The sequence below is a fragment of the Rhizobium sp. BK650 genome (assembly GCF_014195325.1).
GTDB lineage: Bacteria > Pseudomonadota > Alphaproteobacteria > Rhizobiales > Rhizobiaceae > Rhizobium.
In genome coordinates this window covers 34400-60626 of record NZ_JACIBK010000010.1, presented here as the reverse complement: position 1 = coordinate 60626, position 26227 = coordinate 34400, and the positions used below count along the sequence as shown (strand labels likewise).

General features: G+C 58.5%; 28 protein-coding genes. 12 read left to right on the top strand and 16 right to left on the bottom strand.

Going from position 1 to position 26227, the window contains the following annotated elements:
- Positions 1-7 precede the first annotated feature (7 nt).
- From FHX15_RS22175 to FHX15_RS22160, 4 genes are all read left to right on the top strand, one after another.
- The gene (locus tag FHX15_RS22175; protein WP_184400520.1) at positions 8-1093 is read left to right on the top strand and encodes an ABC transporter ATP-binding protein; all 1086 of its coding nucleotides are present in this window, start codon (positions 8-10) and stop codon (positions 1091-1093) included.
- Between the two features lie 36 nt (positions 1094-1129).
- Positions 1130-3133 (top strand): aldo/keto reductase, encoded by a 2004-nt coding sequence (locus FHX15_RS22170; RefSeq protein WP_184400519.1) that lies wholly within the window; start codon positions 1130-1132, stop codon positions 3131-3133.
- Between the two features lie 161 nt (positions 3134-3294).
- Positions 3295-3516 carry a hypothetical protein gene (locus FHX15_RS22165; RefSeq protein WP_246779025.1) on the top strand — a complete coding sequence of 74 codons (222 nt, stop codon included), beginning with the start codon at positions 3295-3297 and terminating at the stop codon, positions 3514-3516.
- Positions 3517-3579: 63 nt separating this feature from the next.
- Positions 3580-3954: a hypothetical protein gene (locus tag FHX15_RS22160; RefSeq protein ID WP_184400517.1), complete on the top strand. Its 375-nt coding sequence runs from the start codon at positions 3580-3582 to the stop codon at positions 3952-3954.
- Positions 3955-3959: 5 nt separating this feature from the next.
- On the opposite strand, the gene FHX15_RS22155 is transcribed toward FHX15_RS22160, so the two are convergent.
- The 3 genes from FHX15_RS22155 to FHX15_RS22145 all read right to left on the bottom strand — a co-directional run bounded on the left by FHX15_RS22155 (position 3960) and on the right by FHX15_RS22145 (position 5345).
- Entirely contained in the window at positions 3960-4229 is a 270-nt protein-coding gene (locus tag FHX15_RS22155; RefSeq protein ID WP_184400516.1) for a DUF2934 domain-containing protein, read from the bottom strand.
- 39 nt (positions 4230-4268) lie between these two features.
- On the bottom strand, positions 4269-4451 hold the full coding sequence (locus FHX15_RS22150) for a hypothetical protein (RefSeq protein ID WP_184400515.1): 183 nt from the start codon (positions 4449-4451) through the stop codon (positions 4269-4271).
- 123 nt (positions 4452-4574) lie between these two features.
- Positions 4575-5345, bottom strand: coding sequence for a siderophore-interacting protein (locus FHX15_RS22145; protein ID WP_184400688.1), 771 nt, complete (start codon positions 5343-5345; stop codon positions 4575-4577).
- Between the two features lie 306 nt (positions 5346-5651).
- Here FHX15_RS22145 and FHX15_RS22140 point away from each other — a divergent pair, with 306 nt between their 5' ends.
- Both FHX15_RS22140 and FHX15_RS22135 read left to right on the top strand, forming a co-directional pair.
- A complete protein-coding gene (locus FHX15_RS22140) occupies positions 5652-5915 on the top strand; it encodes a DUF982 domain-containing protein (protein ID WP_184400514.1) in 264 nt (87 codons plus the stop codon).
- 94 nt (positions 5916-6009) lie between these two features.
- Positions 6010-6927, top strand: a complete 918-nt coding sequence (locus FHX15_RS22135; protein ID WP_184400687.1) for a lytic transglycosylase domain-containing protein — start codon at positions 6010-6012, stop codon at positions 6925-6927.
- Between the two features lie 388 nt (positions 6928-7315).
- Here FHX15_RS22135 and FHX15_RS22130 read toward each other — a convergent pair whose 3' ends face one another.
- Positions 7316-7462, bottom strand: coding sequence for a DUF1127 domain-containing protein (locus FHX15_RS22130; protein WP_184400513.1), 147 nt, complete (start codon positions 7460-7462; stop codon positions 7316-7318).
- 250 nt (positions 7463-7712) lie between these two features.
- Here FHX15_RS22130 and FHX15_RS22125 point away from each other — a divergent pair, with 250 nt between their 5' ends.
- Positions 7713-8021, top strand: coding sequence for a hypothetical protein (locus tag FHX15_RS22125; protein WP_184400512.1), 309 nt, complete (start codon positions 7713-7715; stop codon positions 8019-8021).
- Positions 8022-8144: 123 nt separating this feature from the next.
- On the opposite strand, the gene FHX15_RS22120 is transcribed toward FHX15_RS22125, so the two are convergent.
- Positions 8145-8924, bottom strand: coding sequence for a DUF1194 domain-containing protein (locus FHX15_RS22120; RefSeq protein ID WP_184400686.1), 780 nt, complete (start codon positions 8922-8924; stop codon positions 8145-8147).
- A 223-nt stretch (positions 8925-9147) separates the two neighbouring features.
- Here FHX15_RS22120 and FHX15_RS22115 point away from each other — a divergent pair, with 223 nt between their 5' ends.
- Positions 9148-9390 carry a DUF6074 family protein gene (locus FHX15_RS22115; RefSeq protein WP_184400511.1) on the top strand — a complete coding sequence of 81 codons (243 nt, stop codon included), beginning with the start codon at positions 9148-9150 and terminating at the stop codon, positions 9388-9390.
- 7 nt (positions 9391-9397) lie between these two features.
- Here FHX15_RS22115 and FHX15_RS22110 read toward each other — a convergent pair whose 3' ends face one another.
- The 3 genes from FHX15_RS22110 to FHX15_RS22100 all read right to left on the bottom strand — a co-directional run bounded on the left by FHX15_RS22110 (position 9398) and on the right by FHX15_RS22100 (position 11701).
- Positions 9398-9700, bottom strand: coding sequence for a hypothetical protein (locus FHX15_RS22110; RefSeq protein ID WP_184400510.1), 303 nt, complete (start codon positions 9698-9700; stop codon positions 9398-9400).
- Between the two features lie 211 nt (positions 9701-9911).
- Positions 9912-11255: a sorbosone dehydrogenase family protein gene (locus FHX15_RS22105; RefSeq protein WP_184400685.1), complete on the bottom strand. Its 1344-nt coding sequence runs from the start codon at positions 11253-11255 to the stop codon at positions 9912-9914.
- Positions 11255-11701 (bottom strand): DUF2231 domain-containing protein, encoded by a 447-nt coding sequence (locus FHX15_RS22100; protein ID WP_184400509.1) that lies wholly within the window; start codon positions 11699-11701, stop codon positions 11255-11257. Before FHX15_RS22100 ends, FHX15_RS22105 begins: the two co-directional genes overlap by 1 nt.
- 142 nt (positions 11702-11843) lie before the next feature.
- Between FHX15_RS22100 and FHX15_RS22095 the strand changes: the two genes are divergently transcribed.
- The 3 genes from FHX15_RS22095 to FHX15_RS22085 all read left to right on the top strand — a co-directional run bounded on the left by FHX15_RS22095 (position 11844) and on the right by FHX15_RS22085 (position 14914).
- The gene (locus FHX15_RS22095) at positions 11844-13004 is read left to right on the top strand and encodes an HlyD family secretion protein (RefSeq protein ID WP_184400508.1); all 1161 of its coding nucleotides are present in this window, start codon (positions 11844-11846) and stop codon (positions 13002-13004) included.
- 1 nt (position 13005) lies between these two features.
- Positions 13006-14616, top strand: coding sequence for a DHA2 family efflux MFS transporter permease subunit (locus FHX15_RS22090; protein ID WP_184400507.1), 1611 nt, complete (start codon positions 13006-13008; stop codon positions 14614-14616).
- A gap of 106 nt (positions 14617-14722) precedes the next feature.
- The gene (locus FHX15_RS22085; RefSeq protein ID WP_184400506.1) at positions 14723-14914 is read left to right on the top strand and encodes a hypothetical protein; all 192 of its coding nucleotides are present in this window, start codon (positions 14723-14725) and stop codon (positions 14912-14914) included.
- Positions 14915-14971: 57 nt separating this feature from the next.
- Here the strand turns inward: FHX15_RS22085 and FHX15_RS22080 are convergent, their stop codons facing one another.
- The 6 genes from FHX15_RS22080 to FHX15_RS22055 form a co-directional block, all read right to left on the bottom strand.
- Complete coding sequence (locus tag FHX15_RS22080; RefSeq protein ID WP_184400505.1) at positions 14972-16042, bottom strand: ABC transporter ATP-binding protein; 1071 nt, start codon at positions 16040-16042, stop codon at positions 14972-14974.
- The gene (locus tag FHX15_RS22075) at positions 16039-16866 is read right to left on the bottom strand and encodes a carbohydrate ABC transporter permease (protein WP_184400504.1); all 828 of its coding nucleotides are present in this window, start codon (positions 16864-16866) and stop codon (positions 16039-16041) included. The genes FHX15_RS22080 and FHX15_RS22075 overlap by 4 nt, the downstream gene beginning before the upstream one ends.
- Positions 16863-17765, bottom strand: a complete 903-nt coding sequence (locus FHX15_RS22070; RefSeq protein ID WP_184400503.1) for a carbohydrate ABC transporter permease — start codon at positions 17763-17765, stop codon at positions 16863-16865. Before FHX15_RS22070 ends, FHX15_RS22075 begins: the two co-directional genes overlap by 4 nt.
- 103 nt (positions 17766-17868) lie before the next feature.
- Positions 17869-19101, bottom strand: coding sequence for a sugar ABC transporter substrate-binding protein (locus FHX15_RS22065; RefSeq protein WP_184400502.1), 1233 nt, complete (start codon positions 19099-19101; stop codon positions 17869-17871).
- A 62-nt stretch (positions 19102-19163) separates the two neighbouring features.
- Positions 19164-20066, bottom strand: a complete 903-nt coding sequence (locus FHX15_RS22060) for a sugar phosphate isomerase/epimerase family protein (RefSeq protein WP_184400501.1) — start codon at positions 20064-20066, stop codon at positions 19164-19166.
- An 11-nt stretch (positions 20067-20077) separates the two neighbouring features.
- Complete coding sequence (locus FHX15_RS22055; protein WP_184400500.1) at positions 20078-21112, bottom strand: Gfo/Idh/MocA family protein; 1035 nt, start codon at positions 21110-21112, stop codon at positions 20078-20080.
- Between the two features lie 290 nt (positions 21113-21402).
- Between FHX15_RS22055 and FHX15_RS22050 the strand changes: the two genes are divergently transcribed.
- Positions 21403-22449 carry a substrate-binding domain-containing protein gene (locus FHX15_RS22050; RefSeq protein ID WP_184400499.1) on the top strand — a complete coding sequence of 349 codons (1047 nt, stop codon included), beginning with the start codon at positions 21403-21405 and terminating at the stop codon, positions 22447-22449.
- A 262-nt stretch (positions 22450-22711) separates the two neighbouring features.
- On the opposite strand, the gene FHX15_RS22045 is transcribed toward FHX15_RS22050, so the two are convergent.
- On the bottom strand, positions 22712-24010 hold the full coding sequence (locus tag FHX15_RS22045) for an HlyD family type I secretion periplasmic adaptor subunit (RefSeq protein ID WP_184400498.1): 1299 nt from the start codon (positions 24008-24010) through the stop codon (positions 22712-22714).
- Positions 24007-25722, bottom strand: a complete 1716-nt coding sequence (locus FHX15_RS22040; protein WP_184400684.1) for a type I secretion system permease/ATPase — start codon at positions 25720-25722, stop codon at positions 24007-24009. Before FHX15_RS22040 ends, FHX15_RS22045 begins: the two co-directional genes overlap by 4 nt.
- Positions 25723-26227: the final 505 nt, after the last annotated feature.

Below are 26227 nucleotides of genomic sequence, written 5' to 3'. Positions count from 1 at the left end.
GGAGCCCATGGCAGAGCTTTCACTCAACAATATCGTCAAGCGCTATGGCGCACTCGAAATCATCCGCGGCGCTAATCTGGACGTGAAGGACGGCGAGTTTGTCGTCTTCGTCGGCCCTTCCGGCTGCGGCAAGTCTACACTGCTGCGCATGATTGCCGGCCTTGAAGATATCACTGGCGGCGAATTGAAGATCGCCGGTCGCACCGTCAACGACGTCGAGCCGGCCGATCGCGGCATCGCCATGGTCTTCCAGTCCTACGCGCTCTATCCGCATTTGACCGTCGAGGAGAACCTGAGTTTCGGCCTGCGGATGAATGGCAATCCGAAGGCCGATACCGAACGGCGCGTGCGCCATGTCGCCGAGATCCTGCAGATCAACGAATTGATGAAACGGCGGCCGAAACAGCTGTCTGGCGGCCAGCGCCAGCGCGTGGCGATCGGTCGAGCCATCGTACGCGAACCGCAGGTTTTCCTCTTCGACGAGCCACTCTCGAACCTCGACGCCGAATTGCGCGTGCAGATGCGTGTCGAGATTTCCAGGCTGCACAAGCAGCTCGGCACGACGATGATCTATGTGACCCATGACCAGACTGAGGCAATGACGCTCGCCGACAAGATCGTCGTTCTGCGGGCCGGCAATATCGAGCAGATCGGCGCGCCGCTCGATCTTTACGACGATCCCGCCAACCAATTCGTCGCCGGTTTTGTCGGTTCGCCGAAGATGAATTTCCTTCGAGCTGAAGTGTCGAGTGTGCAGTCAGGCAAGGTGACGGTCGTGCTTGCCGCCGACAAATCTGTTCGGCTGGAGGTGCCGCTTTCCGACCGGTCGATAACATCTGGCGCGCTCGTCACGCTCGGTATCCGGCCCGAGCATTTCGGCGAAGCGGGTCAGGGCGAGGCTGATCTGACGGTTGCCGTCGATGTTGCCGAGCACCTTGGCAATACCAGTTACATCTACACCAATCTTGGCGGCGAGCAGCTCATCATCGAACGACCAGAATCGCGCAGTCTTGGCAAGGCCGAGACGCTGACAGTCTCCCTGCCCTCCGCCCGCATTTTCCTGTTCGACGCCGCCGGCAAGCGGCTCCGCTAGTGTGATCCCAGGACTGAAAGACGAAAGAGGATAATTATGACTTCAGATAATCGGATCCGCTGGGGCATCATCGGCCCCGGCACCATCGCCCGCACCTTTGCCGACGGCGTCGCGCATTCGCGCACCGGCAAGCTCGTGGCGATCGCCACGCGTAATCCTGACAAGCCAGGTCTGGCCGAGGGCTTTCCTGGCGCCCGTATCGTCAACGGCTACGACGCGCTGCTGACGGACCAGGAAGTCGAGGCGATCTATATCGCGACACCCCATACCGGCCACGCCGAATGGGCCATCAAGGCGATTCGCGCCGGCAAGCATGTGCTGGTCGAAAAGCCGATCGCGCTCTCCGCCTATGATGCCGAAGCGATTTATTACGAGGCGAAGAAGGCCGGCGTCTTTGCCGGCGAAGCTTTCATGTACCGGGTGCATCCGCAGACCGCAAAGCTGGTCGAGCTCATCAAGAGCGGCACGATCGGCGAGGTCCGCATCATCCGCTCCTCGTTCGGCTTCAGCATGGGCACATACAAGCCGGAACATCGTCTGTTTGCCAATGAAACGGCGGGCGGCGGCATTCTCGATGTCGGCGGTTACCCCGTCTCCATGGCCCGGTTGATCGCCGGTGCTGCGGCCGGAAAACCGTTCCTTGATCCCGAAAAGGTTTCGGGTGTCGCGCATCTCGGCCAATCCGGCGTCGACGAGTGGGCATCGGCCGTGCTCAAATTCCCGAACGAAATCATCGCCGAGGTCTCGTGCTCGATCATGGCGCAGCAGGACAATGTGCTGCGCATCATCGGCTCGCAGGGCCGTATCGAGGTCAAGGATTTCTGGTTTGCCTCCGGTCACAAGGGTGGCATTGGCAAGATCGAGATCTTCAAGAACGGCGAGCAACAGACCGTCGATGTCAAGGAAGACCGCTGGCTCTATTCATTCGAAGCGGATGCGGCCGGTGACGCGATCCGGACCGGCGAAACCGAATTCCGCTGGCCCGGCATGAGCTGGGCGGACTCGATCAACAACCTCAAAGTGCTCGACCAATGGCGCGCGTCGGTTGGCCTCGAGTATGGCGTCGAGAGAGCCGGCAAGCGTACCCTGAACATTGCCGGCGGGACTGTCCGTCGGGGCAATTCGATTCCGCAGTGCCAGGTCCCCGGCATTTCCAAGCCGGCCTCAGTCGTCACCCTCGGTTTCGAGTTCTTTCCGAATTTCGCGGCCGCCTCACTCACGCTCGACACCTTCTATGAAGCGGGCGGCAATGTCTTCGACACGGCCTTCGTCTATGGCGGCGGCAAGACGGAGAGCATCTTCGGCGATTGGCATACGAGCCGTCAGGTACCACGCGAGGAGATCGTGCTGATCGGCAAAGGTGCCCACTCGCCGCTCTGCTATCCCGATGTCATCAGCAAACAGCTCGACCAGTCTCTCAACCGCCTGAAGACCGATTATATCGATATCTACTTCATGCATCGCGACAATACCGACATACCGGTCGGCGAATTCGTGGATGCTATGGATGCGGAAGTCAAACGCGGCCGTATCCGCGGCATCTTCGGCGGCTCCAACTGGTCGCGCCAGCGCTTCGACGAGGCGATTGCCTATGCCAAGAATAACGACAAGGCAGCGCCTGCTGCGCTTTCCAACAACTTCTCGCTTGCCGAAATGCTCGATCCGATCTGGGCCGGCTGCGTTGCCGCCTCGGACGATGAGTGGAAGAAATGGCTGAACGAGAAGCAGATCCCGAACTTCGCCTGGTCGAGCCAGGGCCGCGGCTTCTTCACAGACCGGGCCGGCCGTGACAAACGTGACGACGAGGAAATCGTGCGCTGCTGGTATTCGGATCGCAACTTCGAGCGGCGTGACCGGGCGATCGAGCTTGCAAAGCAACTCGGCCGGCATCCGATCCATGTAGCGCTTGCCTATGTCATCGCCCAACCCTTCCCTGTCATCCCGCTGATCGGCCCGCGCACGATCGCCGAACTGGAAGACAGCCTTTCGGCGCTAGATATCAAGCTGACGCCTGAACAGGTGAAATGGTTGGAAGGCTGATCGCCTCATCGCAAACGACAATATGGGCGGCAGATGGATCTATCTGCCGCTTTTTTGCTGCGTGACGATACGGCGGCCAACGACAACTAATCCCTCACTGTTGCATTCTCGCCATTGCGATCAACCATAGGTCATCTACTGTGGGGCCGCACAGGGGGCGCATGATGACGCGAACGGTTTGGCCGAAGGAAGCACTGACGTCGGAAGCGATGAACTTTCTCGATGGCATCCACCGGGAATGGTGTCTGACCGCCCATTGCCGCCGTGACAGCGATTTGGGACTGGCAAGGGCCAAAGCGCTGGTCGACTGGTTCGAATTCGGCGTGCGGGATCGCAACGAATTGCTGGGCCTGCTGTCGGAAGATTTTTCCGGCGCCGCCTGAGTCCCACTTGTTTTTGCCGGATCGGCTCTACCTCATTCTGAACGGCATCAGAAGGAGACGCCCTTGCGTAAATATTTAGTATTATTCGGCATTATCTGGTTCCCGGTTGCAGCTTTCGCACAATCGCCCGATCTCGAAGCGACATGTAAGTCAGTCGCCAAGGGCTTCTTCATGAGCGATCAGCTTGCGATCGGCACCGTGCAGTCTTTTCCGGAGCTCAAGCCCCCAGGCGTTCGGATGACATATTCGACACGGGCAGGGACTGCGGAAGGTGACATGACGGACACCTTCGAATGCGAATTCGACAAAGTCGACAAACCGCATCACCTCGCCCGCTTCTGTGTGTCAAACACCTGCTATTCGCCGAATGAAGACGATGGTGACCGAAAGCGCCGTTTCGATGAGGCACGTATTCTGCTTGACCGGTCGGAGAAATAATCTACCTATGCGCGACTGGGTAGGCGCGGGTTTGCTCCCGAAAAGCTCCGGTGACGTGGATGAATATCGCCGCTTTCACCGGCGCCTTGCAGCAGAGCGGCATCGTCGCGATCATCCTCGTCGATCAGCTCCTGCATCGTCTCGTGCTCTTCTTCCTCGCTGAGTTCGTCGGACGCCTGCAGCCAGTGCCTGAGTGCTGCTCCTTGCGGGCGACCTTCCTGTTCCCAGATTTCATAGGCGCGCTGACGAATTGCTTCTTCTCTGTCTCTAGCCATGCTCTTACCTCCCATGATCCTACCGCCGGTCCACGTTCATCAGAGTGGAACGCCAGTGACCGGATCGACGATCGGCCGTTCGCTTTGATCCCGGGCGCCTGATGGCTGGACGGTCGGCGGAGCGAGAGACTCCCCGTCTTTGCGCTCCGCGGCCTCAGCCGTCGGCTTGACGTCTTTCGGGCGGCGTTGCTCTGGTTTTGCATTAGTATCGTTCGTACCCATGGCAGATCTCCTTCTGCAGAGAAAACACCGGCATTCGCCCGATGTTCCGCCCTAAAGCTTGAAACAGATACGGTAGCGGCAGCAGCAAGGAGTAGCGTGTTGAACGCCGCGTATGCGCCTTCGCTATTCGAACTTTTCAGTCGCATCGGGCTTGCCTTTGACCCAATAGCCCGATGCCTTGATCCAGCTGAGCGGATAGCCGCGGTCTTCGACGAGATAGGCGCGGATTGCCCGCACCACTGACGCCTCCGCGGCAATCCACACGAATGTCTGCGGAACGATGTCGATCCCCGTCAGGGCAGCAATCAACGGTTCGGCATTCGTCGCTTCGGGTAGAGGGCGATGAACCCAGTGCGTGCGCAGCGCCGCGATCGTCTCGAAGAATTGCTCTTCGTTTTTGTCTGCAACTGCCGCGATTGTGGTGATGTCGGTGTCGGCACCGCTTTCTTCAATGCGACGGCCAATCGCGGGCAGCGCGGTTTCATCGCCGATCAGCAGCCATCTCTTCACTCCGGAGACCACGGCTGAACCGCGCGGGCCGCCGATTTCGAGTGGCGCACCAGGCTGGGCAGCGATCGCCCACAGCGTCGCCGGTCCCGCCTCATGCAGGGCAAAATCGATGGTCAGCCTGCGGGCCGCATTGTCATAGCGGCTCGGGGTGTAGTCGCGACGCTCTTCGGCACCATCGATGCCGGACACAATGATCTTGATATGGTCGTCGGGAGGCAAGCTGATGAAGTCGGCGAGATCTTCGCCCCTCAGCACAATCCGTCGCATGCCTGGAGTGATATCGCTGATGCTTTCAACGGTCAGAGAACGGCGGCGCAATTCATGGCGGATCCGCTCGATGGTGGGTGCCGTCAAATGGTGATCTATGGAGTGCTTGTCGTCCATCATGTCCTTCCGGGGCTTCGGGGATCGATCCGCAGGACAGAGTCGCGCAGATCGAAGCCGCAAAAGCCGCTCGGTCATACGCGTTGAGTGACGTTAACGCTTACGTGGCCGGATCGCACCGGCCAATGACGAGCCTTCTTTAGCCAAGCCTGGAGCAAGACGCAACAAAAACTTGAGTCGTAAAATCCATTTTAGACATTGTCCGATCGACCCAACGCTCAAGTTGTCGGATGCATGATGTTCACACGCAATCGGTATGGTTCTTGCAATGTTACCAATATGCTTGCGTTGGGGAGTCCGAGCGTAATGGAATGGAACACATTTGAACGCATCCCACCTCTTGTACTGATGCTGGGTGGCCGGGAAAAATACAGAGTCGTCAGGACACTGAGAGACATCGCTGAGGTCTTGATCACGGACTGGCCGTCTGAGGATGGCGAGGAATATGTCGTGGCTGTCAAGGCTTGTGTCGACGCGATCACCGGACAGATCGACGTCAGCGAGTTGCAGGACGCCATTCGCCGTGCCGCTGCCGAAGCGGGCATCGCGATCCTGACGGTTGTGCATTAATTCTATCGATCGCGGGTAAACCGGTCGGCAAAGGAGCTTGCCGTCTCGATTGAAAACCGCCACGATGTCGCCGGGCGGATTTGGCGATGGCGAGATGCGGCTTGGGTTGAAGGCGGTGCTGGTTTCTGCTGCATGGGCTGTAACGGCGCCCGCGGCCGACGCTGCCGCAGCGTCGGCTCCCGAAGCGGCCTGTCTTTATCAGGGTGACGATGGCGACGGGCAAACGCTCTGTATCCGCAAGGATTATTTCAATCGGGACCTCTGCGCGGCCTTGGATCACCTTGCTGGCGCGCATAACATTCCCTCGGCCTTCTTCGCCCGTCTGATCTGGCGCGAAAGCCTGTTCCGTCCCGAGGCAGTCAGCCCCAAGGGCGCGGAGGGCATTGCGCAGTTCATGCCGGGAACTGCCCGGCTGCGAGCGCTTGAAAACAGCTTCGACGTCGTCCAGGCGCTGAAAGCCTCGTCCAGCTACCTCGACGAACTCAGGCTTCGATTCGGCAATCTCGGTCTTGCTGCCGCCGCTTATAATGCCGGTGAATCCGGCCTCAGACGGTTCCTCTCTTCCGGCCGTCTGCCGGTCGAGACCCGCGACTATGTTTTCACAGTTACCGGCCAGACTGTCGAAACCTGGCGGGATAGTCCTCCAGAGAGTGCGGCTCCGGACCTGCGGGACGGCATGCCGTTCCGGGAGGCATGCGTGGCGCTTGCCGAGACACGGCAGATGAACGAACCTGTCCTCACTGGATCGGCTGACTGGGCGCCATGGGGTGTACAACTTGCCGCTCATTACAATCCGTCCGTGGCAGATCGGCTCTTCACGATATCGGTGGCAAGACTTCCCGAACCGCTGAATGCGGAGCGCGCAGTGATCGTGCGCCAGAGAGGGGGAAATTTCGGATACCGGCCGCGCTATGCCGCAAGAATCGGCAGGGAGACACGTGCAGAGGCGACCAAGCTTTGTAGTGCGATACGAACTGCCGGTGTCGCTTGCACGGTGTTCAGAAACCGCTGACAGTCGGAAAGGTCAAGGCTCAGACTGCCCCACCGTCTGGTAAGAGGACATTCTGGCCTCAGCGATAAGGATCAAAATCCTTTGACAAAAAAGAAGGCGCCTGCCGAGGGAGGATATCCGGCAGGCGCCCTTTATGACGCGTGGCGGCGGGAGGATGCCGCCACGTAGACGCTGGCTCGGGAGGAGGTAAGCCGCGTCTCGGACAAAGCGACGAGGGAGGAGTTTCATCGCTTCGTTGAGAGAAGATATACGCTGAGCCTTGCCGTTCTTCTAGGCATATATTTGCAAGGCTGCCATGCATTATGCGCCAGAGGAATGGCTCCACAAAGAAAAACGCGTCGCCTTGGACAAGGCGAACGCGTTTTTTTGAATCCATCCAGCGGTAGTCTTAGCGGCCGATAGCGGCGCGTGCGACTTCGCGGATATCACCACGCGCGATACCGAGGTCGTTCAGTTCCCGGCTCGACATGCGGCCAAGCTCTGCAACGGTTTGACGGTACTTGCGCCAGTTGTTGAAAGTGCGTGCAATGCTCATTTTAGTCCCCTTTCCGTGGGTCTAGCGACAGCTGCCAGGTAGCGGCGCCTCGTTCGCTTTGATGAGCAACATATAGTATGGGGCCACTCGAACGAGTAGCGTTGAGACTACAGTTCACCTATGCACAAAGCGCATGACGGAAGCCTATGGTGGCCATTTGGATGGCGATCCCTATTCGTGAGTATAGTTGAGGGAAGATCAGCCTAACCCCAACTTAGCTTAATCTTCCAACGCCGGCGGGAATAATCCGATGTCCAGCTCAGTCTGCGAAACCTATCCTGGAATATGCGCTAAATCGCGTATCGCCAATCCTCGCCCTGTCCGCCTCTTTCATCCTGCAAACGACAATAGCCCGACCGCCGCACGGCCACCTATCGTTCTCCCCGAGGCGGCTCTGGCGCCCGTCAGCGATCCCATGTGGGCCATCGAAGCGGGGTCGATAATCTCGTTACTGGCGCTGATCGTTTTTGCCGCCCATGAGGAGATCGTGGCACTTGCCCCCGCGCTTGCTTTGGCCGTCGATCAGTTTCTTGCATCTGCGCCAGTCGCACTTTGGTAGAGGCAGCCTTGCTGTAGCCCTTCCCGCTATTGCAAATTGCACGTGGATCACCCTCCGCGAGAAAGGTTCTGCCGCGCCTGGAGCAGGCGGGACCCGTGCCGCAACTTTCGAGGCGAGCTAGGGTCAGCGATCGAAAAGATTTTGCCAGAGCTTTTCGCCGACAAGGCAGTCCGTCGTCGGCTGATTGGATGCAATTTCGCGGATATCTAGTGACGGCTCGAGGCCACTGATTTCCCAAACCAGCTTCCGGCGAACCGCGACGGCGAAGTCCTCGACCTTGTAAACCGGCAGAACGAAAGAGCCCGGGCCGCCGATGACACAATCGGCATAATATTTCTCGAGCCCGTCTGGCACATCGGAAGGCCTGAGCATGATGGCAAGGCCATTGATCACGGCCCCCGTTTCGAGCGCCCCATTGCGGACGGGCGTGACGGGATCGCCTGAATTGTTGGGACCGTCGCCGGAAACGTCGATCACTTGGCGATTGCTCTTATAGGGGCTTGCGGCGAGCATGGACATGCCCTGAACGATCGCTGCAGATATCGATGTGCGGCGCTGTGTGGCGATCGGCCTCGCTTCGAGTTTGTCTGCAAAACTCAGCGCATCGCTTTCCCTTTCGATCACCTGCCAGTCAAGAACGGAACCCGGCACGACATAGCCGGCCCATTCGAAATAGCTGATGGCGATCCGTCCAGTCAGTCCTCCTTTCACTGCGTCGAGGAATTCCTTGTGCCGCAGCGCCTCGACATAGCCTTCGCGCTGTATGCGAACTTCCTCGTAATCCATGGAGCGGGATGTATCGACCGCCAGCACCAACTCGACATCGACTTCATTTTGGCTTGATTGCGCGATCGTGGCGGCAGCGCCCGACAGGCTCGCGAGCATCGCAAGTGTTGTCAGCATCATCAACTTCCCATCACTGCGTTATCGCGAGAACTCTAGCACAGCCTGGGGCAGAGACGACCGTTGCCGGACAACACCCTGTCAATTTTCGGTGATGCTGAGCATCCTCGAACTCACAACGGCGCGTCAGATATCTCATTCCTCCGAGGGCTTCACCACTTGTGAAGAACTTACAGCCAATCTGCCGGACACTGGCGATTCGCCGAGCAATGACGGAGACAACATGGCGCTTCTGCATTTTCCTGCCGACCGACGCACAGCCGACATAAGGCGCTGCAGCGAGGCCCTACAGAACCTGCACGGGGAGGCGGCAAATCGCTTCTGGCGGACGGAGATGGCAGGTTTTGCGGCCAAACTCAGAGAACAGGGCTGTGCCGAGGCGGAAATCTCGCGGCAGGCAGTCCTGTTCATGGATGCAGTACAGATGGAGCTTCAAGTCGCTTGCGCGACAGCAGCTGAGCGATAGCGCCATATCATTTGGGTATCCTGTTGTAGAAGGATTGCGGGTCGTAAACGCACTCGTAGTCGAGCACGCAGATTTCCCCGTTGGCGGCGCGTATTCTGGCTACATCATACTTGTCGCCTAAAGAGCATCGCGCTGGCGGATATCGAAAGCTCCGCCCGCCAATGCCCGTACGAATAAAGACCGCCTTTTTCTGCTGGATGATCTGCGCAAGCTCGCGGCAGGAATGCTCACGGACATTGACCTCCACGGCCTCGACGGCAAAAGCAGCCGTGGGAAGCATGACGGCTGCGGCTAAAATCAAACCTCTCATAAGGCCTCCTGATGCCGGCGGATTGGCAGTTGCCCCTGCGGTTTTCAATCGCAACAACACTGTTGATGGTCGGCGATAAAGGTAGGAGTTCGGCGGCAGCTAAACCAGATCACATTGCCAATGCGTTGGCTTCAGATTCTACCGCCGGTGACGACTTCTCGTCACGCCCGCTCCCGCCAAGATCATCCATTTAGCGCTTCGATAAGAATAGTCATCTTGCCGCGGTCACGCGCCAGACCGTGTTGCCGACATCATCGGCAATCAGCAGTCCTCCGGATTTGTCGACGGCGAGCCCGACCGGTCGGCCGTGCGTTTGATCTTCACCCTGGAGGAAGCCTGTGACAACATCCTGTGGCTTGCCTTTTGGCTGGCCGTTCTCGAAGGGTACGAAGATGACCTTGTAGCCATTGAATGCATGACGGTTCCAGCTGCCGTGCTCGCCGACGAACGCACCGCCCTTATATTGCGCCGGCAGATTGTCGGCGGTGTAGAAAGCCATCCCGAGTGGCGCCACGTGCGAGCTCAGCGAGTAGTCGGGTACGATCGCCTTCGCCACGAGATCCGGCCTTTGCGGCATGACGCGCGGATCGATATTCTGACCGAAATAGCTATATGGCCAACCATAAAATCCGCCATTCTTGACTGAGGTCATGTAATCAGGAACGAGGTTGGGACCGAGCTCATCCCTTTCGTTGACGACCGTCCAGAGCGCATGGGTCTGCGGCTCCCAGCTGAGGCCATTGGGGTTGCGCAGGCCGTCGGCAAAGATCCTGAAGCTGCCGGTCTGCCGGTCGACTTCCAGGATAGCGGCCCGGTTCTTTTCTGCCTCGATGCCGTTTTCCGTGATGTTGCTGTTCGAACCGACGCCGACATAAAGCTTGTTGCCGTCTTCACTGGCGACAAGGCTCTTTGTCCAGTGATGGTCGATCGGCCCGCCCGGGAGCTCGGTCAGCACGGTGCCGGGTTCGGTAATCCTCGTCTCACCGGGCCGATAGGGATAGTGCCTGATGGCATCGGTATCGGCGACATAGAGATCGCTGCCGATGAGCGCGACGCCGAAAGGCGAATTGAGATGGTCGAGGAAGACTTCCTTGACTTCGGCAACGCCATCGCCATCGGCATCTCGCATCAGGGTAATGCGATTGCTGCCCTCCTTGCTGGAGCCGGACGAGGTCGCCATAGATTCGATCCAGCCCATGATGAGATCCTTGGGACGCTTGATCGATGCGGCCGGTGGGGCGATGGATTCGACCGCCAGGATATCGCCGTTCGGCAGCACATAGACAGAGCGTGGATGTTTCAGTCCCGTCGCCAGCGCCTTGATCTGCAATCCATCAGCGACCTTAGGCGTCTCGCCCTCCTTCCATCCAATGATCGAGGCAGTGTGCATCGGCGGGATGAGATATTGCGATTGTTCCGGCAGCTTGGGATTCGGGCCGATTTCGCCTGCGGGATCCGGTTCATTCTCGCTGCAGGCAGCAAGAAGTGCACCGCTGCCGCATATGAGGATCACGGCCAGACCGCCCGCGTGTGAAAAGGCAAGTGAGCGGATCATCATTCGAGCCCTCCGATACGCTGGCGCAGGATGGTCCAGCCGAGGCAGGCATTGATGACGATCAGCACGGTCGCAACCATCGACAATATCAGCCCTGTCGGGACGACGGATGACCAGGCATCGCGGCTATGAATGAAGGCGTTGAAGAGCGATACCACGAAGGCTGCGATGTTGCCGACGACATAGAGCCAGTTCGTCGCGCCACGCAACGGCAGCCGTCCGACGAAGAGGTCGACGAGTGCAGCGATGGCAGCCAGTCCACCGAGTACCAATCCTGATGTCAGCAGCCAGGCAGAGAAATTCGTCCACATCATCTCTGCCGTCTTCCAATAGGTGATATCTGTCAGCAGCGCGCCGATAAAGCAGGCTGCCGAAAAGTGAAGGGGAACAGATCGCAAGGGTGGCGCCGCAATCGGCAAATAAGAGCGCGTATTCGAATAGGTCATGATTTTGATCCGTGAGCTCGCTCAGCGTCCGCTTAACCTTCACCACCTGGAATTGTTCCCGCAGCTGCGGTCCCAAAGAGACGTTGCGGCATTTTGGCCGGAACCGAACCCGATGATCCGGCGTTGGTTCCGAGTTTTCAAAATGAAAGACGTTGCCGTGCCCCAGAACCAGCGCGCCACCGCCGGGCGAGATCAGCCTGTCGATGAGGTAAAAAACGAAGCACCAACCAAGGCGATCGAAAAGGACAAGGAAGCGGAAAAGCGGCCCTCCATCATCAGGCGTCACCCGCTCGCAACGCTTCTGATCATTCTTGCGCTGGTTGCTCTTTCCGTCGCCGGCTATTTCATCTGGCTCGTCTATTTCCATCCCTACGAGGCGACGGACGACGCCTTTATCGATGCCCGCAGCTTCTCCGTCGCGGCCAAGGTGTCTGGTTATGTCTCGGATATTCCCGTCTCAGACAATCAGCATCTCGACGCTGGCGCCGTCATCGCCAAAATCGATCCCCGCGACTACCAGATCGCGTTGGACCAGGCACGCAGCCAGGTCGATGTCGCAAAGGCAGCGATTTCCAGCGCCGAAGCGCAGATTGCCGCCGCCGCGGCAGCGATCGACGAGGCCAAAGCGCAGCTGACTGCGGCAGAAGCCGCGCTCCAGTATGCACAAGATGAAAACGACCGGCAGCAGCAACTGGTGAAAAGCGGCGCCGGCTCACAACAGGCCGCACAACAGGCGGCGTCTACCTTTAGGCAAAACCAGGCAAGTACCGCGCAGGCACGGGCAAGCGTTACATCTGCCATTAAGAACAAGACGGCCGCCGAAGCGCAACGCGCAAGCGCCGTTGCCAGTCTGCATCAGGCGGAAGCGCAGGTCGAAGCTGCAGAACAGAACCTGAGCTATACGACGATCACGGCGGCGCAGCCCGGCCGCGTCGTCAAACTCAGCGGCTCGAAAGGGCAATATGTCCAGGCAGGCCAGGCAGTCTCGATGTTCGTGCCCGATGAAATCTGGGTGACAGCCAATTTCAAAGAAACGCAATTGACGGATATGCGGCCGGGCCAGCCCGTCGAGGTGACGATCGATGCCTATCCGGATCACGTTCTTGGCGGCCGCGTGGATTCTGTCCAGCCTGGTTCGGGCACAGCATTCTCGCTGCTTCCGGCGGAAAACGCGACCGGCAACTATGTGAAGGTGACCCAGCGTGTTCCCGTCAAGATCGTCGTGGACAGCTGGCCGAAGGATGTGGCGATCGGCCCCGGTATGTCCGTGGTGCCGAAGGTAACCGTGCGCCCAAGGAACTGACATGAGTGATGCAACAACAGCAGATGGCATGTCGGCGTCGGGTGCCAAGGCTGTCAATCCCTGGCTGATCGCACTCGTCGTTTCGCTTGCGACCTTTATGGAGGTTCTGGATACGACAATTGCCAATGTCGCGCTGCGCTATATCTCCGGCGGGCTTGCCGTAAGCGCCGACGAGGCGTCATGGGTCGTCACGACCTATCTCGTGTCCAACGCCATCATCCTTGTTGCCAGCAGCTTTATTGCCAAGCGTTACGGGAGGCGGCGCTTCTATCTTTTGTGCCTTGCGACGTTCACCATCGCCTCTATCTGCTGCGGCCTCGCCTGGAATCTGGGGTCCCTTTTGATTTTCCGCATGATCCAGGGATTTGCAGGCGGCGGCATGGTGCCAGTTTCGCAGTCGATCCTCGCCGATTCTTTTCCGCCTTCGAAGCGAAGCCAGGCTTTTGCGCTGTTCGGCATCGCCGTGGTCGTGGCGCCCGTCATCGGGCCGACGCTCGGCGGCTACCTCTCGGACAATTTCTCTTGGCACTGGTGTTTCCTGATTAACGGGCCGGTCGGCCTCTTCGCCTTCATCCTCGTTTACATGTTGGTCGACGAGCCAGATTCATTGCGCCAGGAACGGGCGCGGATGCGCCGGCAAGGCGTACGTTTCGACATAGTCGGCTTCCTGCTGGTCGCGACTTTTCTCGGAGCGCTCGAACTGGTTCTCGACCGTGGCCAGACGGAAGACTGGTTCGGCTCGAACCTCATCATCGCCGCAACGACAATCTGCATTGCAGCTTTTCTTCTTGCGATTCCATGGCTGATGAACGCCGTCAATCCCGCCGTCGACGTCCGCCTGCTGGCAAGCCGGCAATTCGGTTCCTGTTTCGTCGTCATGCTGGCGACGGGCGCGATCCTGATTGCCACGACCCAGTTCATTCCGTTGGTACTGCAGCAGAATTTCGGCTATACGGCGACCTGGGCGGGCCTTGCGCTTTCACCCGGCGGCCTCGTCACCATGTTCATGATGTTCGTGGCAGGACGGATCTCCAACAAAATCCAGCCAAAATACCTGATCGCCATCGGCACGGCGATCATTGCAGCCGCCATGTATGACATGACCCGCCTCAATGCCGACCTGAACTTCGGTTTCTTCGTCTGGTCTCGCATCTATCTAGGCTTCGGCCTGCCGCTGATCTTCATTCCAATGACCGCAGCCTCCTACGATGGCCTGAAGCCCGAACAGACGGACCAGGCTTCGGCCCTCATCAATGCGGCGCGCAATACCGGTGGCTCAATCGGTGTTTCGATTGCATCAAACGTGCTCGCCCATCGGGAGCAGTGGCATCAGAGCCGCTTGGTTGAACACATCATTCCCTCCGATCCCACCTACAATCATGCGCTCCAGGGCGCGACGCGATACTTTACCGACATCGGCGTGGGAGCTGTCGATGCGCAATCACAGGCCATGGGCTGGATCGGGCAGCAAGTGCAGATCCAGGCGAGCTATCTCGCCTATATCGATGTTTTCCACACGCTGATGTGGCTGTCGCTTGGCGTACTGCCGCTCGCCTTCATCCTGCGACGGATCGACCTTGGAAAGGGCTCGGGCGAGCCAGGCGGGCATTGATATGCTTCCCGCTAACAACCTGTTGGATATCCCCTTATCTTGGGGTTCATTCGAATCACCACATATACTATATCTGGAGCGTGATATTCATGCGAGACAGGTACTGATGACCCCAGGAATGCCCGGCTTCGAGTGCACCCGCGGCAATGCCGTTTCCGGCAAGTTCAGGCTTTCAAGCAAACTCCCCTATTTTGTCGTCGCAGGACTTGCTGTTGCCATGTGGGCAAATTCCAGCCAACAGCCGCGTGAGACAGAGATGGCAGCCAAGCAAGCCACACCGGCTTCGCTCGCTCGATAGGATCGGCAACATCCCGCAGCTGATCGCCGCGGGAACTGATCCGGCAGGGGCTGGGTCTCAAATTCTCACGCCGCTCGCCTCATCGAAGAGATGCACCTGCGCCGGATCAACGATCACACCTATCGTCTGGCTTGGCTGAACCGTTCCCCTGCCCGTTTCGACGATCGTGAGTTCAGGCGTTGTAGCGGCAGTGATGAAGGTCGAGGACCCCGTGGATTCGACCACTGCAACCGGCACATCGAAACTCCCCTGCCCCTGGCTGGTGATAGCGATATGCTCCGGCCTGATACCGGCGGTGACCTTGCGGCCGGGCTGGATCTGATGGTCGATAGCAACCTGCTGCCTGACCGCGCCGAGATCGAGCGTGAGGCTTTTCCCGTCTTCGCCAGCAATTGCGGGAATGAAGTTCATTGCGGGCGAGCCGATGAAACCGGCGACGAATTTGTTTGCGGGCTTGTCGTAGAGATCGAGCGGTCGGCCCTGCTGCTCGATGATGCCATCACGCATGACGACGACGTGATCGGCCATGGTCATCGCTTCGATCTGGTCATGCGTCACGTAAACCGAAGTGGCATGCAGACGGTCGTGCAGTGCGCGGATTTCCTTACGCATATGGACGCGCAACGCCGCGTCAAGGTTCGACAAAGGCTCGTCGAAAAGAAATGCCTTCGGATGGCGGATGATGGCGCGGCTCATGGCGACGCGCTGGCGCTGGCCGCCGGAGAGCTCACGCGGATAGCGCTTCAGCAGATGCGAAAGGCCGGTGGTGGCCGCGACCTCCTCGGCTGCCTTCTTCGCCGCGGCTTTTGCGATACCCCGCATGCGCAGGCTGTAGGTCAGATTTTCCTCCACGGTCATATGCGGATAGAGCGCATAGGATTGGAACACCATGGCGACGTCACGCTTGCGCGGCGGCACCCCGTTCATCAGCTCGCCAGCAATCTTGAGGCTACCATCGGAAATGGTTTCCAGGCCGGCCAGCGAGCGCAGCAGGGTCGACTTTCCGCAGCCGGAAGGGCCAACAAGCGCTACGAATGTACCTTTGGCGATGGAGAGATCGATATTCTTCAAGGCATGGAAGGCGCCGTAATATTTGTTGACGCCGGCAAGCTCGATCTGAGGGGTCATTTAAGGGCTCCCGAGGTGAGGCCGGATACGATGCGGCGCTGCAAGAGAACGAAGATGGCAAGGATTGGCGTCACGTACATGGTGGCGTAAGCCATGATGTTGTTCCACTCATTGGTGTTCGGGCCCATGAAGGAGTTGAGCCCGACACTTGCCGGCTGAAGCTCGGCCGCCTGGATCATCGACTTGGAATAGACGAATTCGCCAAAAGCCTGCATGAAGATGAGAATCGCGCTGACCAGAATGCCGTTGCGGGCAAGCGGCAGCACGATGTTGAAGAAGGCCCCGATACGCGAATTGCCGTCGACGAGCGCGGCCTCTTCGAGCTCCATCGGAACCGCCATGAAGGTGGCGCGCACCAGCACGACGAAGAAAGGCATGCTCTTTGCAGCGATTGCGATGACGACGGCGAGCCGCGGATAATTCAGCATGCCAATCTGCGAAAAACCGACGAAGATCGGCGTGATCATCAGCGATGCCGGCAGAACCTGCAGCATGAGGATGAGGAAGAGGCCGATGTCCACCCAGATATTGCGGTAGCGCGCCAGCACATAGGCACAGCCGACACCGAGCACAGTGATGATGACGACCGCGCCGATCGCAATCAACAGCGAGTTCCAGAGATAAAGCCCCATGTTCCGGCTTTCCCAGACATAGGCATAGGTACCCCATTGCGGCGCGGCCGGCCAGAAGCTCGGCGGTGTGGCGAACATCTCCGAGCCGCTTTTCAGCGCCGTGATGTACATCCAATAGAGCGGGAAGAGATAGATCGCCGCCATGATGATGGCGATTACGAGCATCAGGCGATTGCGTGCAGTCTCGCTCATCCGCGCACCTCATGGCGGGTCGAGCGAACATAGACCACAGAGGCAAACATCACGAAGACGATCATGATGACGGAAATGGTTGCGCCTTTGGCAAAATCATATTGGCGGAAAGACAAGTCCCAGGCCCAGTACTGCGTGACATTGGAGGAATTGTTCGGCCCGCCCGAGGTGATGGCGGCAAAGAGGTCGAACTGCTGCAGCGTGAAGATCAGGCCGAGCGCGATGATGGCGCCGATCGTCGAACGCATCATCGGCAGCGTAATTGTCCAGAAGCGCTGCCAAGCGGTGGCGCCGTCAAGTTCGGCGGCTTCATAGAGATCGCCCGGAATGCCGGAAAGCCCGACGGAAAGCAGAATCATGTTGAAGGACGTGCCGAGCCAGATATTGGCGATGATGACGGCGTAAAGCGAATAATGCGGGTCCGAGCGCCAGAAAATATTACCGGAGACGATGCCGCTTTCCTTCAGGATAAAATTCAGCACACCGAAATCGCCCGAGAGAATCCAGTTCCAGATTGCGCCGACGACGAGGCCTGGCATGACCCATGAGACGAGGAACAGGCCGCGCAGCCAGGAGGCGCCGGGAAAATTCACCCAGAAAAACAGAGCCAGGCCGAAGCCGATCAGGAACTGCCCTGCGATCGAGCCGACGACGAAGATCGCGGTATTGTAAAGGATCGGCAGCGTTTCCGGCTGCGCGAAAAGATCGGTGTAATTCTTGAAGCCCACCCAGGGGCGCGAGAAGGTGCCGAGGCTGAACATGTCAACCTCCTGGAAGCTCATAACCACATTGTAGATGAGCGGCAGGCCTGCCATCAGAAACAGAAAGCCGAGCGGAAAGGCGACAAGCACGATATCGAAACCGCGGCCATCCCTAACGCTGGAAAGGATCCTTCTCATGGGTCCTCCGATGCTCCGAACGGGGCTGCCTGGCTTATGCCGGAGACAGCCCTCGCCGGGAGGAAAAGATGGGATGGCCAGTCGGCCATCCGGTTATGCGGGATCAGCCGAGGACTGCCTTGATCTTGTCGGCAGCCTGATCAAGCGCATCCTTCGGGCTCATCTGGCCTGTCAGTGCGGCCTGAATTGCGTCCTGGATCGCCTTCGAGATCTTCGGCCATTGCGGGTGCGGGCCGCGCGGCTTGGCATATTTCAGCTGCTCAAGGAAAACCTTCAATGCAGCATCTTTGAGCGGCTGGCCGGTCGCGGGGATCGAAATGTCGGAACGGGCCGGAAGCTGGCCGAAGTTCTTGAACATTTTGTCGTCCTGAGAGGCGAAATATTCGAGCGCCTTGAAGGCTTCGGCCGGATGTTTGGTGGTCGAAAAGATCGCCCAGTTGAAGTCGCCCATGGCCGACGAGCGCTCAGCGCCTTCCTTCGGAACCGGCAGCAGCGCGACACCCCAGTCAAACTTGGCTTCCTGCACCATGCGGTCCAGCTCCCAAGGGCCGGAAATAGCCATGGCGGCATTACCGGAATTGAAGGTACCGGTCGAATCCCACTGGCCGCGGGTCAACGTGTCTGGTGAAGCGAGCTTCTCGTCGATGATCGTCTTCCAGATACCGAGTGCCTTGACGGCGCCATCGGCATTGATGTGCTGGTAGCCGCCGCCACCCATCTGTGCCCAAGGCAGGAACTGGAACGTACCCTCCTCGTTGGCCTTGGCGGAAAAGGCGAGCCCATACACGTTCTTTGCCGGATCGGTCAGCTTGCGGGCATCCTCGACGAGTTCGTCCCAGGTCTGCGGCGGCTTGTTCGGATCGAGCCCTTTCGCCTTGAACATATCCTTGTTGTAGTAGAGGGCGATCGTGTTCGTCGCCTTCGGCACGCCGAAATATTTACCGTCCCACTCTACGGATTTCAGTGGTCCGGGGAAATAGTTCTCGGGCTTGATGACCTTCGAATTCTTGATCATGTCCGAGATATCGAGAAAAGCGCCGCGCGAAGAAAACAACGCATGTTCGGGATTATCCACCGCGATGATGTCGGGGGCCTGGCCGGTAGCATAAGCACGCATCGCTTCGGTGACGACGTCGTCAAACTGAATTAGACGATATTCGATGGTGATGCCGTTATGCTGGTCGTTGAATTCCTTGACCAGGGTCGGCGCTGGTTGGGTATCCTTGTCCAGCGACCAGAGCGTCAGTTTGACGTCTTCCGCCTTGGCAGACAAGCCGAAGAGCGAAACGCTTGCGAGCGCCAGCGCGCCCAAAATTACGGATTTACGGATAGCCATGGTTCTCCTCCTTTGTGGTTATCCATTAAAATGACCGGCGATTTCCTCCACGCCAGCCATATTCAAACCGGATCAACGACGAAATCGCCACCCCGGGCATGCTTCAGATGGTTCAGCGCATAGACCTGCCCGGTCATTTCCAAGGCGTCGCGATAGACCGGGTCATGCCAGCCTTCAATGTCGATGGAACCGGACCAGCCGGCAAGCCGCAGTTCAGAGATGATATCGGTCCAGTTGCTGTCGCCGAAGCCTGGCGTGCGCATGAACACGAACTTCTCCTTGCCGAAAATGCCGTGCTCCTTGATGACATCCCAACGAATGGTCGCATCCTTGCCGTGGACATGGAAGATCTTGCTCGCCCATTTGCGGATCTGCGGGAGCGGCTCGATCAGATAGACCATCTGATGGCACGGCTCCCATTCGAGGCCGATATTGTCGTCAGGCGTTTCGTTGAAGATCAGTTCCCAGGCATCCGGATTATGGGCAATGTTCCAATCGCCCGTCGCCCAATTGCCATCCATGGCGCAATTTTCAAAAGCGATCTTGATGCCTTTGTCGGCAGCGCGCTTGGCAAGTTCGGACCAGATCTGCTTGTAACGCGGCAGGCTGTCGGTCAGCGGCTTGTTGCGGATACGGCCGGTGAAACCGGCGACGCAGGTGGCGCCGAAGTGATGAGCGTTGTCGATGCAATCCTTCCAGCCCTGCAAGGTCTGCAGGTCCATCTCGGTCTCCTCAAGCGGATTGCCGAACATGCCGAGCGTCGAAATGGTGATGTCGCGATCGCCAATCGCGTCGACGCTGCGCTTGCCGAGTTCGGCAAGATCCTGGCCGTTGGTGGTCTGCCAGAAGAAAGGCTCGAAGCTTTCGAAACCCATGTCGGCGATCTGGGCAATGCGCCTGTCGGCGCCACCCTTTGAGGCGCTGACCATGGTACCGATACGAATGGCTTTGGCAGGGTTGCTCACATCATCAATCCTTATGCTGAAATTTCGACGCGACGCCCGGTCTTGGCACTCTCGATTGCGCCGAAGACCATGGCGAGGCTTCTGATATTGTCGGAACTGACTGTCTCAGGCCGCTTGCCGGTACGGATCGCGTCGACGAAGCTTGCAATCACGCTAGCGTGGCCATGCGTTTCTTCCTCGCGCTCAGGCGCGGGAACCTCGACGGGTGAAAAACCACGAAGCAGGCCTGGCTCATTGCCGGAAACTGCCGCCTTGAACTCTTCATCACCGTCCCAGGTCAGCATGCCCTTTGAGCCGACGATCCGCCACTGGCTTTCCCAGCTCGTGCGCTCTCCTTCGGCACACCACGAGCCGCGATAGGTGAAGATGACATCGTCGGAGAATTCGAACGTGGCATTGGCCGAGGCGCCGTGCCGATACCAGGACCCTTTCGGATTACGCTCAACGCAATAAACGGCAAGCGGCTTCTTGCCGGCGACATAACGGGCGGCATCAAAAGTATGGATTGCCATATCCAGCAGCAGGACATTGTCCATTTCCTCGCGAAATCCACCAAAGTGCGGCGCAATGAAGAAATCACAATGGATGCCGGTCAACTCGCCGATCGCCCCGCTTTCGACGAAGCGACGCAGACGGCGCACACCTGAAATGAAGCGACGATTCTGGATGATTGCATGGATCTTGCCGGTTTCGGCTGCGAGATCGATCAGGGCAGCACCTTCGGCGAGCGAGGTCGCCATCGGCTTTTCAGAAAGCACATGGCAACCGCCCTTCATGGCCGTTGACACGACATCGAAACGCGCGACCGGGATAACGACGTCGAAGACGATGTCTGCCTTGGTCTCGGCAATGATGGCAGCAAGATCCGTGCCGGTGCGAGCCGTACTCAGGCCGAATTCCTCGGCGAGCTTCTCGGCGGCAACCGGATTGACGTCTACTAGGCCGACGACTTCAATAGCCCCGGCAAGATCGGGTGTTTCCTCGATAGCGCGTAACCAGCCTTTAGACATAGCTCCGCACCCGCACAGAACGGCATTCAATTTCACGATTTCCTCCAGCGGTGCGCTTCAGATTCCTCCCGAAACGCTTCCGTAAACGTTTACGATACTAAGCGGAAACGTTTACTGCTGTCAATGCCAGCGCCGGTCGACCGGCTATCGCGAAAAATCGCAATGCGAACGGGCGCTTAGGCAAACATCTTCGGCAATGCAGCAACAAGATTTTTTTGAACCTCCGCAAAAATACATTCTGTCCGCACCGCAAATGCTTTCCGTAAACGTTTTCCCATGGCAATAAGATCGAATGGTCCGCGTTCTCAAAAGAAAGATCGCCTGAGATGAAGGGTATCCGTCAGCTCGCAAAACATCTCGACATATCGATCGGGACGGTTTCGCGTGCCCTGAACGGTAAGGCCGACGTCAATGAGGAGACACGCAAGCGCGTGTTGGCCGCCGCCGAGGAATTCGGCTACGTCGCCAACCAGTCCGGCCGCAGCCTTCGTCAGGGAACGACCAACGTCATTGGCCTGATGATTGAATCCAGCAAGGAGACGGTCGAAAACAGCGACAACTTTTTCCTTGGGGTCACCGGCGGCCTCCAAAGCGTGTTGTCACGGCATAAGCTCGATCTCGTCATGCTCCCCTGCCCCAGCGACGAGGATCCCTACGAATATCTAAAACGCATGGTGGCGCGCCGCGTCGTCGATGCCATGATCATCTCTGCAACGCAACGCATCGACAAACGTATCGATTTGCTCGTCAAGGCGAAGATTCCCTTCGTAGCACTCGGCCGCAGCTCTTCCGGCGGCGGCAACTTCACCTGGATCGACCTTGATTTCGAAGGTGTCGCGGCCTGCGCTGTCGACCGGCTCGTCGGCAAGGGGCATCGCCGCATTGCGATTGCCGCCCCCTCAGGGGAGATCAATCTCGGTTATATCTTCGTGGATGCCTATCGGAAGGCTCTGGAACGGCACGGAATTAAATATGATCCGGAGCTCGTGATACGCGTAAAATCCAGCGAACAGGGCGGCTACAGGGCCGGCGACGAACTACTGCGAATCGAAGACCGGCCGACCGCGATTATTCTGATCTACGAATTGATGGCGATCGGGCTCTACCGCCGCGTCGTCGAGGCCGGCATCGTCCCCGGCCGCGATCTCGCCGTCATCGGCTTCCGCGAGGAACCGCGCGCCAGGTTCCTGCAGCCGACCCTCACCTGCTTCCGTATGTCGCTGCCTGATCTCGGCGCAGCACTAGCCGAAACCTTGCTTGCGGAGATGCCTGCCTATTCGGCAACCTACCGCAATGGATCGCCTAACCGTATCTGGCCGCTAGAGCTTGTGCCCGCGGAAAGTGATGCCTTTTTCATAGAACACAAAACATGATGCGATGGGCGTCACACTATCCGTGGTCTTGAAGAGAGACTAAGCCTCGGCTGGAAACCATCCATGGATTCATTTCATCCGCGCAGGCAGGTCCCAGCTAAGTTCGTACCATACACGTGGGTTGTCGCCTGCCTGGATCATCAGGCAGCGAAGATCCGTATCTTTCGCCCTCGAGCCCCAACTGGTCCGGCGACCGGCCGAAATCGCGTGCGCGTCAGCAGATTCGTTCAATCGTCTTTCCAACACCCATATTGCAGGGCACTCACTGCTCGCGAAATGTGTGGCTAATCTGATCCATCAGGGGCTTCGTCATGTATGAGATAACGGAACGGTCCGCGACTTTGATGAAGACCTCCGCCGGCATGCCGGGATAAAGCGCCAAGTTGGTAAGCTTCTGCAAGCTCGCCGGTTCCGGCTTGACGCGGACGGGATAATACTCGGCACCGCTGTGCTGATCGGTCACCACATCGGGCGAAATCGATACGACCTCCCCTTGCACTTCCGGCGTCGTTCTTTGATCGAAGGCGCTAAACCGGATATCGACCTTCTGGCCGCTCGTGAGCTGGTCGATATCGCGAGTGGCAATCTTCGCCTCGATGGTCAGGTCGCGCCGATCGGGCGCCAATAGCATCAGCACCTCGCCGGGGTTGACGACACCTCCGACGGTATGGACTGTCATTTGATAGATGCGGCCGCTCATCGGTGCGCGTAGTTCCAGACGGTTCAGCTGGTCGACGGTCGCGATGCGACGTTCCTGCATTTCGGAAGTTTTGGCCTCGACATCCGTCAGATCCTTCGAATTTTCGGTCCTGCGATCTTCGTCAAGCTGCAATATTTGCAGGTTGATCTCGGCGATCTTACCCTCCGCCTGCGCTCGTGAAGACAGCCGCTCCCCGCGATTGCCATCGAGTTCAACGCGTTGGCGCTTAAGGCCGTTGACCTTCTGCATGGTAACGATCTTCTGGTCGTAAAGCTTGGCGGCGGCATCATATTCCTGATCGACGAGCTTAATCGCCTCATCGATCGATGCAAGTTGCAGTGTATCGCCCTGTATCTCCTCGGAGAGCTGCGCCTTGCGCTCTTCCAACTGCTTGCGCATCCCGACCAGGGACGACTGGCGGGCATGGAAAAGCTGGATCTCGCCGTCGATTAGATTCTTGTTGACGGCGATATCCAAGCTGTTTGCAGGAACATCGTCCGCAGAGAATTCCGTTGCGCCGATCCGTTCGGCCTGCAGGCGAGCGCGACGGACATAGAGCTGGGCAAGATTACTGTCGATAATGGCGAGATTGGCTTTCACAGAGGTGCTGTCGAGACGCAGAAGGACATCGCCCGCCTGGACGTGGGCCCCTTCCGTTGCCATCAGTTCCGACACGATGCCGCCCGTAAGATGCTGAATCTTCTTTACGTTCTGATCGATAATCACGGTCCCCTGCCCGACCACGGCGTTGGAAAGCGACGTCGAGGCGGCCCAGCCCCCCATGCCGCCGACAAGCGCGACGGACAGGACCCAAACGGACAGGACGTGACGGTTCAGCGAGTGTAGCGATCTCTTCATCATCGACCCTGCTCCTGACTTTCAGCAACAACCTTCAGCGATCCGTGTCTCGACTGCTCCGTTAGATTGTCGGCGCGGAGGACCTTGGCAAGCACCTGATCCTTCGGTCCGAAGGCAAGCACCTGCCCTTCACGCATTGCCAGCACGAGATCGACGCTGGAAAGTGTGCCTGGCCGGTGAGCAACGACAATGACGATGCCGCCGCGCTGGCGAACACTTAGGATCGCGCCGGCGAGCGCCGACTCTCCTTCAATGTCTAGATTGGAATTCGGCTCGTCGAGCACGACGAGGAAGGGATCGCGATAGAGCGCCCGAGCAAGGGCGATGCGTTGACGCTGGCCGGCCGAAAGCATGGAGCCGCCTGCCCCTATCTCCGTCTCGTAACCCTTCGGTAGCCGCAGGATCAGGTCATGGACCCCGGCCGTGCGGGCTGCCGCGATAATCTCTGCTGCTTGTGCATCGCTATGAAAGCGTGAAATGTTCTGGGCCACCGTGCCGGCAAAGAGCTCTACATCCTGCGGCAGATAGCCGATGTGGCGTCCGATCGAGATATCGTCCCACTGGTCGAGTGCCGCACCATCTAGCCGCACCGACCCGCGATAGGCTGGCCATAGACCGACGATAGCACGCACCAGCGAGGATTTGCCTGAAGCGCTCGGGCCGATGACGCCGAGCGCGTTTCCTGCCCGCAACGTGAAACTGATGCCCTGGACGATTAGCTCCTGCTTGCCGGGGGCGCCACTCGACATCGCCTCGATGGAAAGCTCGCGGGATGGCGCAGGCAGCTCAAGCGGCGAAACTGTCTCGGGCAGCAGCGCCAGAACCTGCCGTAGCCGCTTCCAGGATTGCTGGGCCGCGACAAACCCCTTCCAGTTGGCGATCACCTGCTCGACGGGTGCGAGCGCCCGCGATGTGAGGATAGACGCGGCAATGATGATGCCGCCGGAGGCCATGTTCTCGATAACCAGCACTGCACCGGCGGCAAGCACGCCCGACTGCAGTGCCATGCGGAAGATCTTCGAGACGATCGCGTAGCCGTTGACGGTATCGGCATTGGCGGATTGAACATCGCGGTAGGCATCGTTGCGTGTAGACCAGCTGTCTGCGAGCTCGTCGGCCATACCCATGGCGTGGATTACTTCTGCATTGCGCTGCGCCGCGCTTGCAAGTGCATTTCTCTCGGCCGCAAGTTCATAGGCTTTCTTGGCTGAAGCTTGCGAGCTTCTATTTGTCAGATAAGTCAGCGCCATGAGGACCAGCGCGCCGCAGATGGCAATAACGCCGATCATTGGATGAAACAGAAAACAGATGCCGACATAAAGCGGCACCCAAGGTAGATCGAAAAAGGCTGACGGACCGGAGCTAGAAAGGAAGGAGCGAACCTGCTCAAAGTCGCGCAGCAGAGAAAGGCCGTCACCGCCAACGTTGCCCTTGAGCGGCGCCTTCAGCGTCATCTTGAAGATGCGGCGGCTCATCACCTCATCGAATACTCCCGATATCCGAACGAGAATTCGCCCGCGCACCAGATCGAAGGCTCCCTGAAATACATAGAGCAACAGCGCAAGAAGGATGAGCGCAATCAGCGATGGAATGCTGCGGCTCGGTATGATGCGGTCATAGACCTGCAGCATAAAAAACGAGCTGGTTAGATAGAGCACGTTGACCAGCGCACTTGCGGCGCCAACCGCTATCAACCCTCCGCGGCTGCGTTGCATCGCTTCCGCGCCGAGGTTTTTCTCGCCCTTCTTAGCTGGCGAGATGCTAAGTCCGTTCAATATCAAATCTCCGTGAAACGCCGAAGACCGACCCTTATGTGCGAATCATGGCGAGAATTTGCGGAGGATTACGAGTCTGCACAGGATGGTTAGGCAATCAACAGGTCTTTGCGGTCCAGCCATTTCGACGGAGATGTTCGTCCCACGATCGATTTCCGGAGGCAATCGATCAGCATGGCCTCGCCTGCGTCGGTAACCGCCACTCTGCGGTCGCGGGGAGGACCGAGCCCTAATTTATGGGCGCTTTCGTCAAAGCAGTTACAACGGCCCGCTGGACGATAATGCCGTTCACCTAAGGGCTTTTACGGTTCTGACGAGTTAGTCAACCGCTGCCGGCGCACCGTCGTGATCATCTCGGCGCATCAGCCGCGGTCCGTCTCGGTCTCGTTCTCGGTCGTGACGATCGAGCTATCATACTGGCGGGGCCGCCAGGAACCGCTCCACC

Bases quoted from the DNA above. Each gene is read 5' to 3' on its own strand.
- FHX15_RS22120 (WP_184400686.1), bottom strand. From the start codon at position 8,924: ATGCTGACAACACTTGCGATGCTCGCGAGCCTGTCGGGCGCTGCCGCC.
- FHX15_RS22145 (WP_184400688.1), bottom strand. From the start codon at position 5,345: ATGGACGACAAGCACTCCATAGATCACCATTTGACGGCACCCACCATC.
- FHX15_RS22085 (WP_184400506.1), top strand. From the start codon at position 14,723: ATGACCCCAGGAATGCCCGGCTTCGAGTGCACCCGCGGCAATGCCGTT.
- FHX15_RS22165 (WP_246779025.1), top strand. From the start codon at position 3,295: ATGATGACGCGAACGGTTTGGCCGAAGGAAGCACTGACGTCGGAAGCG.
- FHX15_RS22100 (WP_184400509.1), bottom strand. From the start codon at position 11,701: ATGACCTATTCGAATACGCGCTCTTATTTGCCGATTGCGGCGCCACCC.
- FHX15_RS22080 (WP_184400505.1), bottom strand. From the start codon at position 16,042: ATGACCCCTCAGATCGAGCTTGCCGGCGTCAACAAATATTACGGCGCC.
- FHX15_RS22045 (WP_184400498.1), bottom strand. From the start codon at position 24,010: ATGATGAAGAGATCGCTACACTCGCTGAACCGTCACGTCCTGTCCGTT.
- FHX15_RS22070 (WP_184400503.1), bottom strand. From the start codon at position 17,765: ATGAGAAGGATCCTTTCCAGCGTTAGGGATGGCCGCGGTTTCGATATC.
- FHX15_RS22125 (WP_184400512.1), top strand. From the start codon at position 7,713: ATGTCCAGCTCAGTCTGCGAAACCTATCCTGGAATATGCGCTAAATCG.
- FHX15_RS22050 (WP_184400499.1), top strand. From the start codon at position 21,403: ATGAAGGGTATCCGTCAGCTCGCAAAACATCTCGACATATCGATCGGG.
- FHX15_RS22130 (WP_184400513.1), bottom strand. From the start codon at position 7,462: ATGAGCATTGCACGCACTTTCAACAACTGGCGCAAGTACCGTCAAACC.
- FHX15_RS22140 (WP_184400514.1), top strand. From the start codon at position 5,652: ATGGAATGGAACACATTTGAACGCATCCCACCTCTTGTACTGATGCTG.
- FHX15_RS22150 (WP_184400515.1), bottom strand. From the start codon at position 4,451: ATGGGTACGAACGATACTAATGCAAAACCAGAGCAACGCCGCCCGAAA.
- FHX15_RS22090 (WP_184400507.1), top strand. From the start codon at position 13,006: ATGAGTGATGCAACAACAGCAGATGGCATGTCGGCGTCGGGTGCCAAG.
- FHX15_RS22075 (WP_184400504.1), bottom strand. From the start codon at position 16,866: ATGAGCGAGACTGCACGCAATCGCCTGATGCTCGTAATCGCCATCATC.
- FHX15_RS22105 (WP_184400685.1), bottom strand. From the start codon at position 11,255: ATGATCCGCTCACTTGCCTTTTCACACGCGGGCGGTCTGGCCGTGATC.
- FHX15_RS22155 (WP_184400516.1), bottom strand. From the start codon at position 4,229: ATGGCTAGAGACAGAGAAGAAGCAATTCGTCAGCGCGCCTATGAAATC.
- FHX15_RS22040 (WP_184400684.1), bottom strand. From the start codon at position 25,722: ATGCAACGCAGCCGCGGAGGGTTGATAGCGGTTGGCGCCGCAAGTGCG.
- FHX15_RS22175 (WP_184400520.1), top strand. From the start codon at position 8: ATGGCAGAGCTTTCACTCAACAATATCGTCAAGCGCTATGGCGCACTC.
- FHX15_RS22110 (WP_184400510.1), bottom strand. From the start codon at position 9,700: ATGAGAGGTTTGATTTTAGCCGCAGCCGTCATGCTTCCCACGGCTGCT.
- FHX15_RS22170 (WP_184400519.1), top strand. From the start codon at position 1,130: ATGACTTCAGATAATCGGATCCGCTGGGGCATCATCGGCCCCGGCACC.
- FHX15_RS22135 (WP_184400687.1), top strand. From the start codon at position 6,010: ATGCGGCTTGGGTTGAAGGCGGTGCTGGTTTCTGCTGCATGGGCTGTA.
- FHX15_RS22095 (WP_184400508.1), top strand. From the start codon at position 11,844: ATGAAAGACGTTGCCGTGCCCCAGAACCAGCGCGCCACCGCCGGGCGA.
- FHX15_RS22115 (WP_184400511.1), top strand. From the start codon at position 9,148: ATGGCGCTTCTGCATTTTCCTGCCGACCGACGCACAGCCGACATAAGG.
- FHX15_RS22065 (WP_184400502.1), bottom strand. From the start codon at position 19,101: ATGGCTATCCGTAAATCCGTAATTTTGGGCGCGCTGGCGCTCGCAAGC.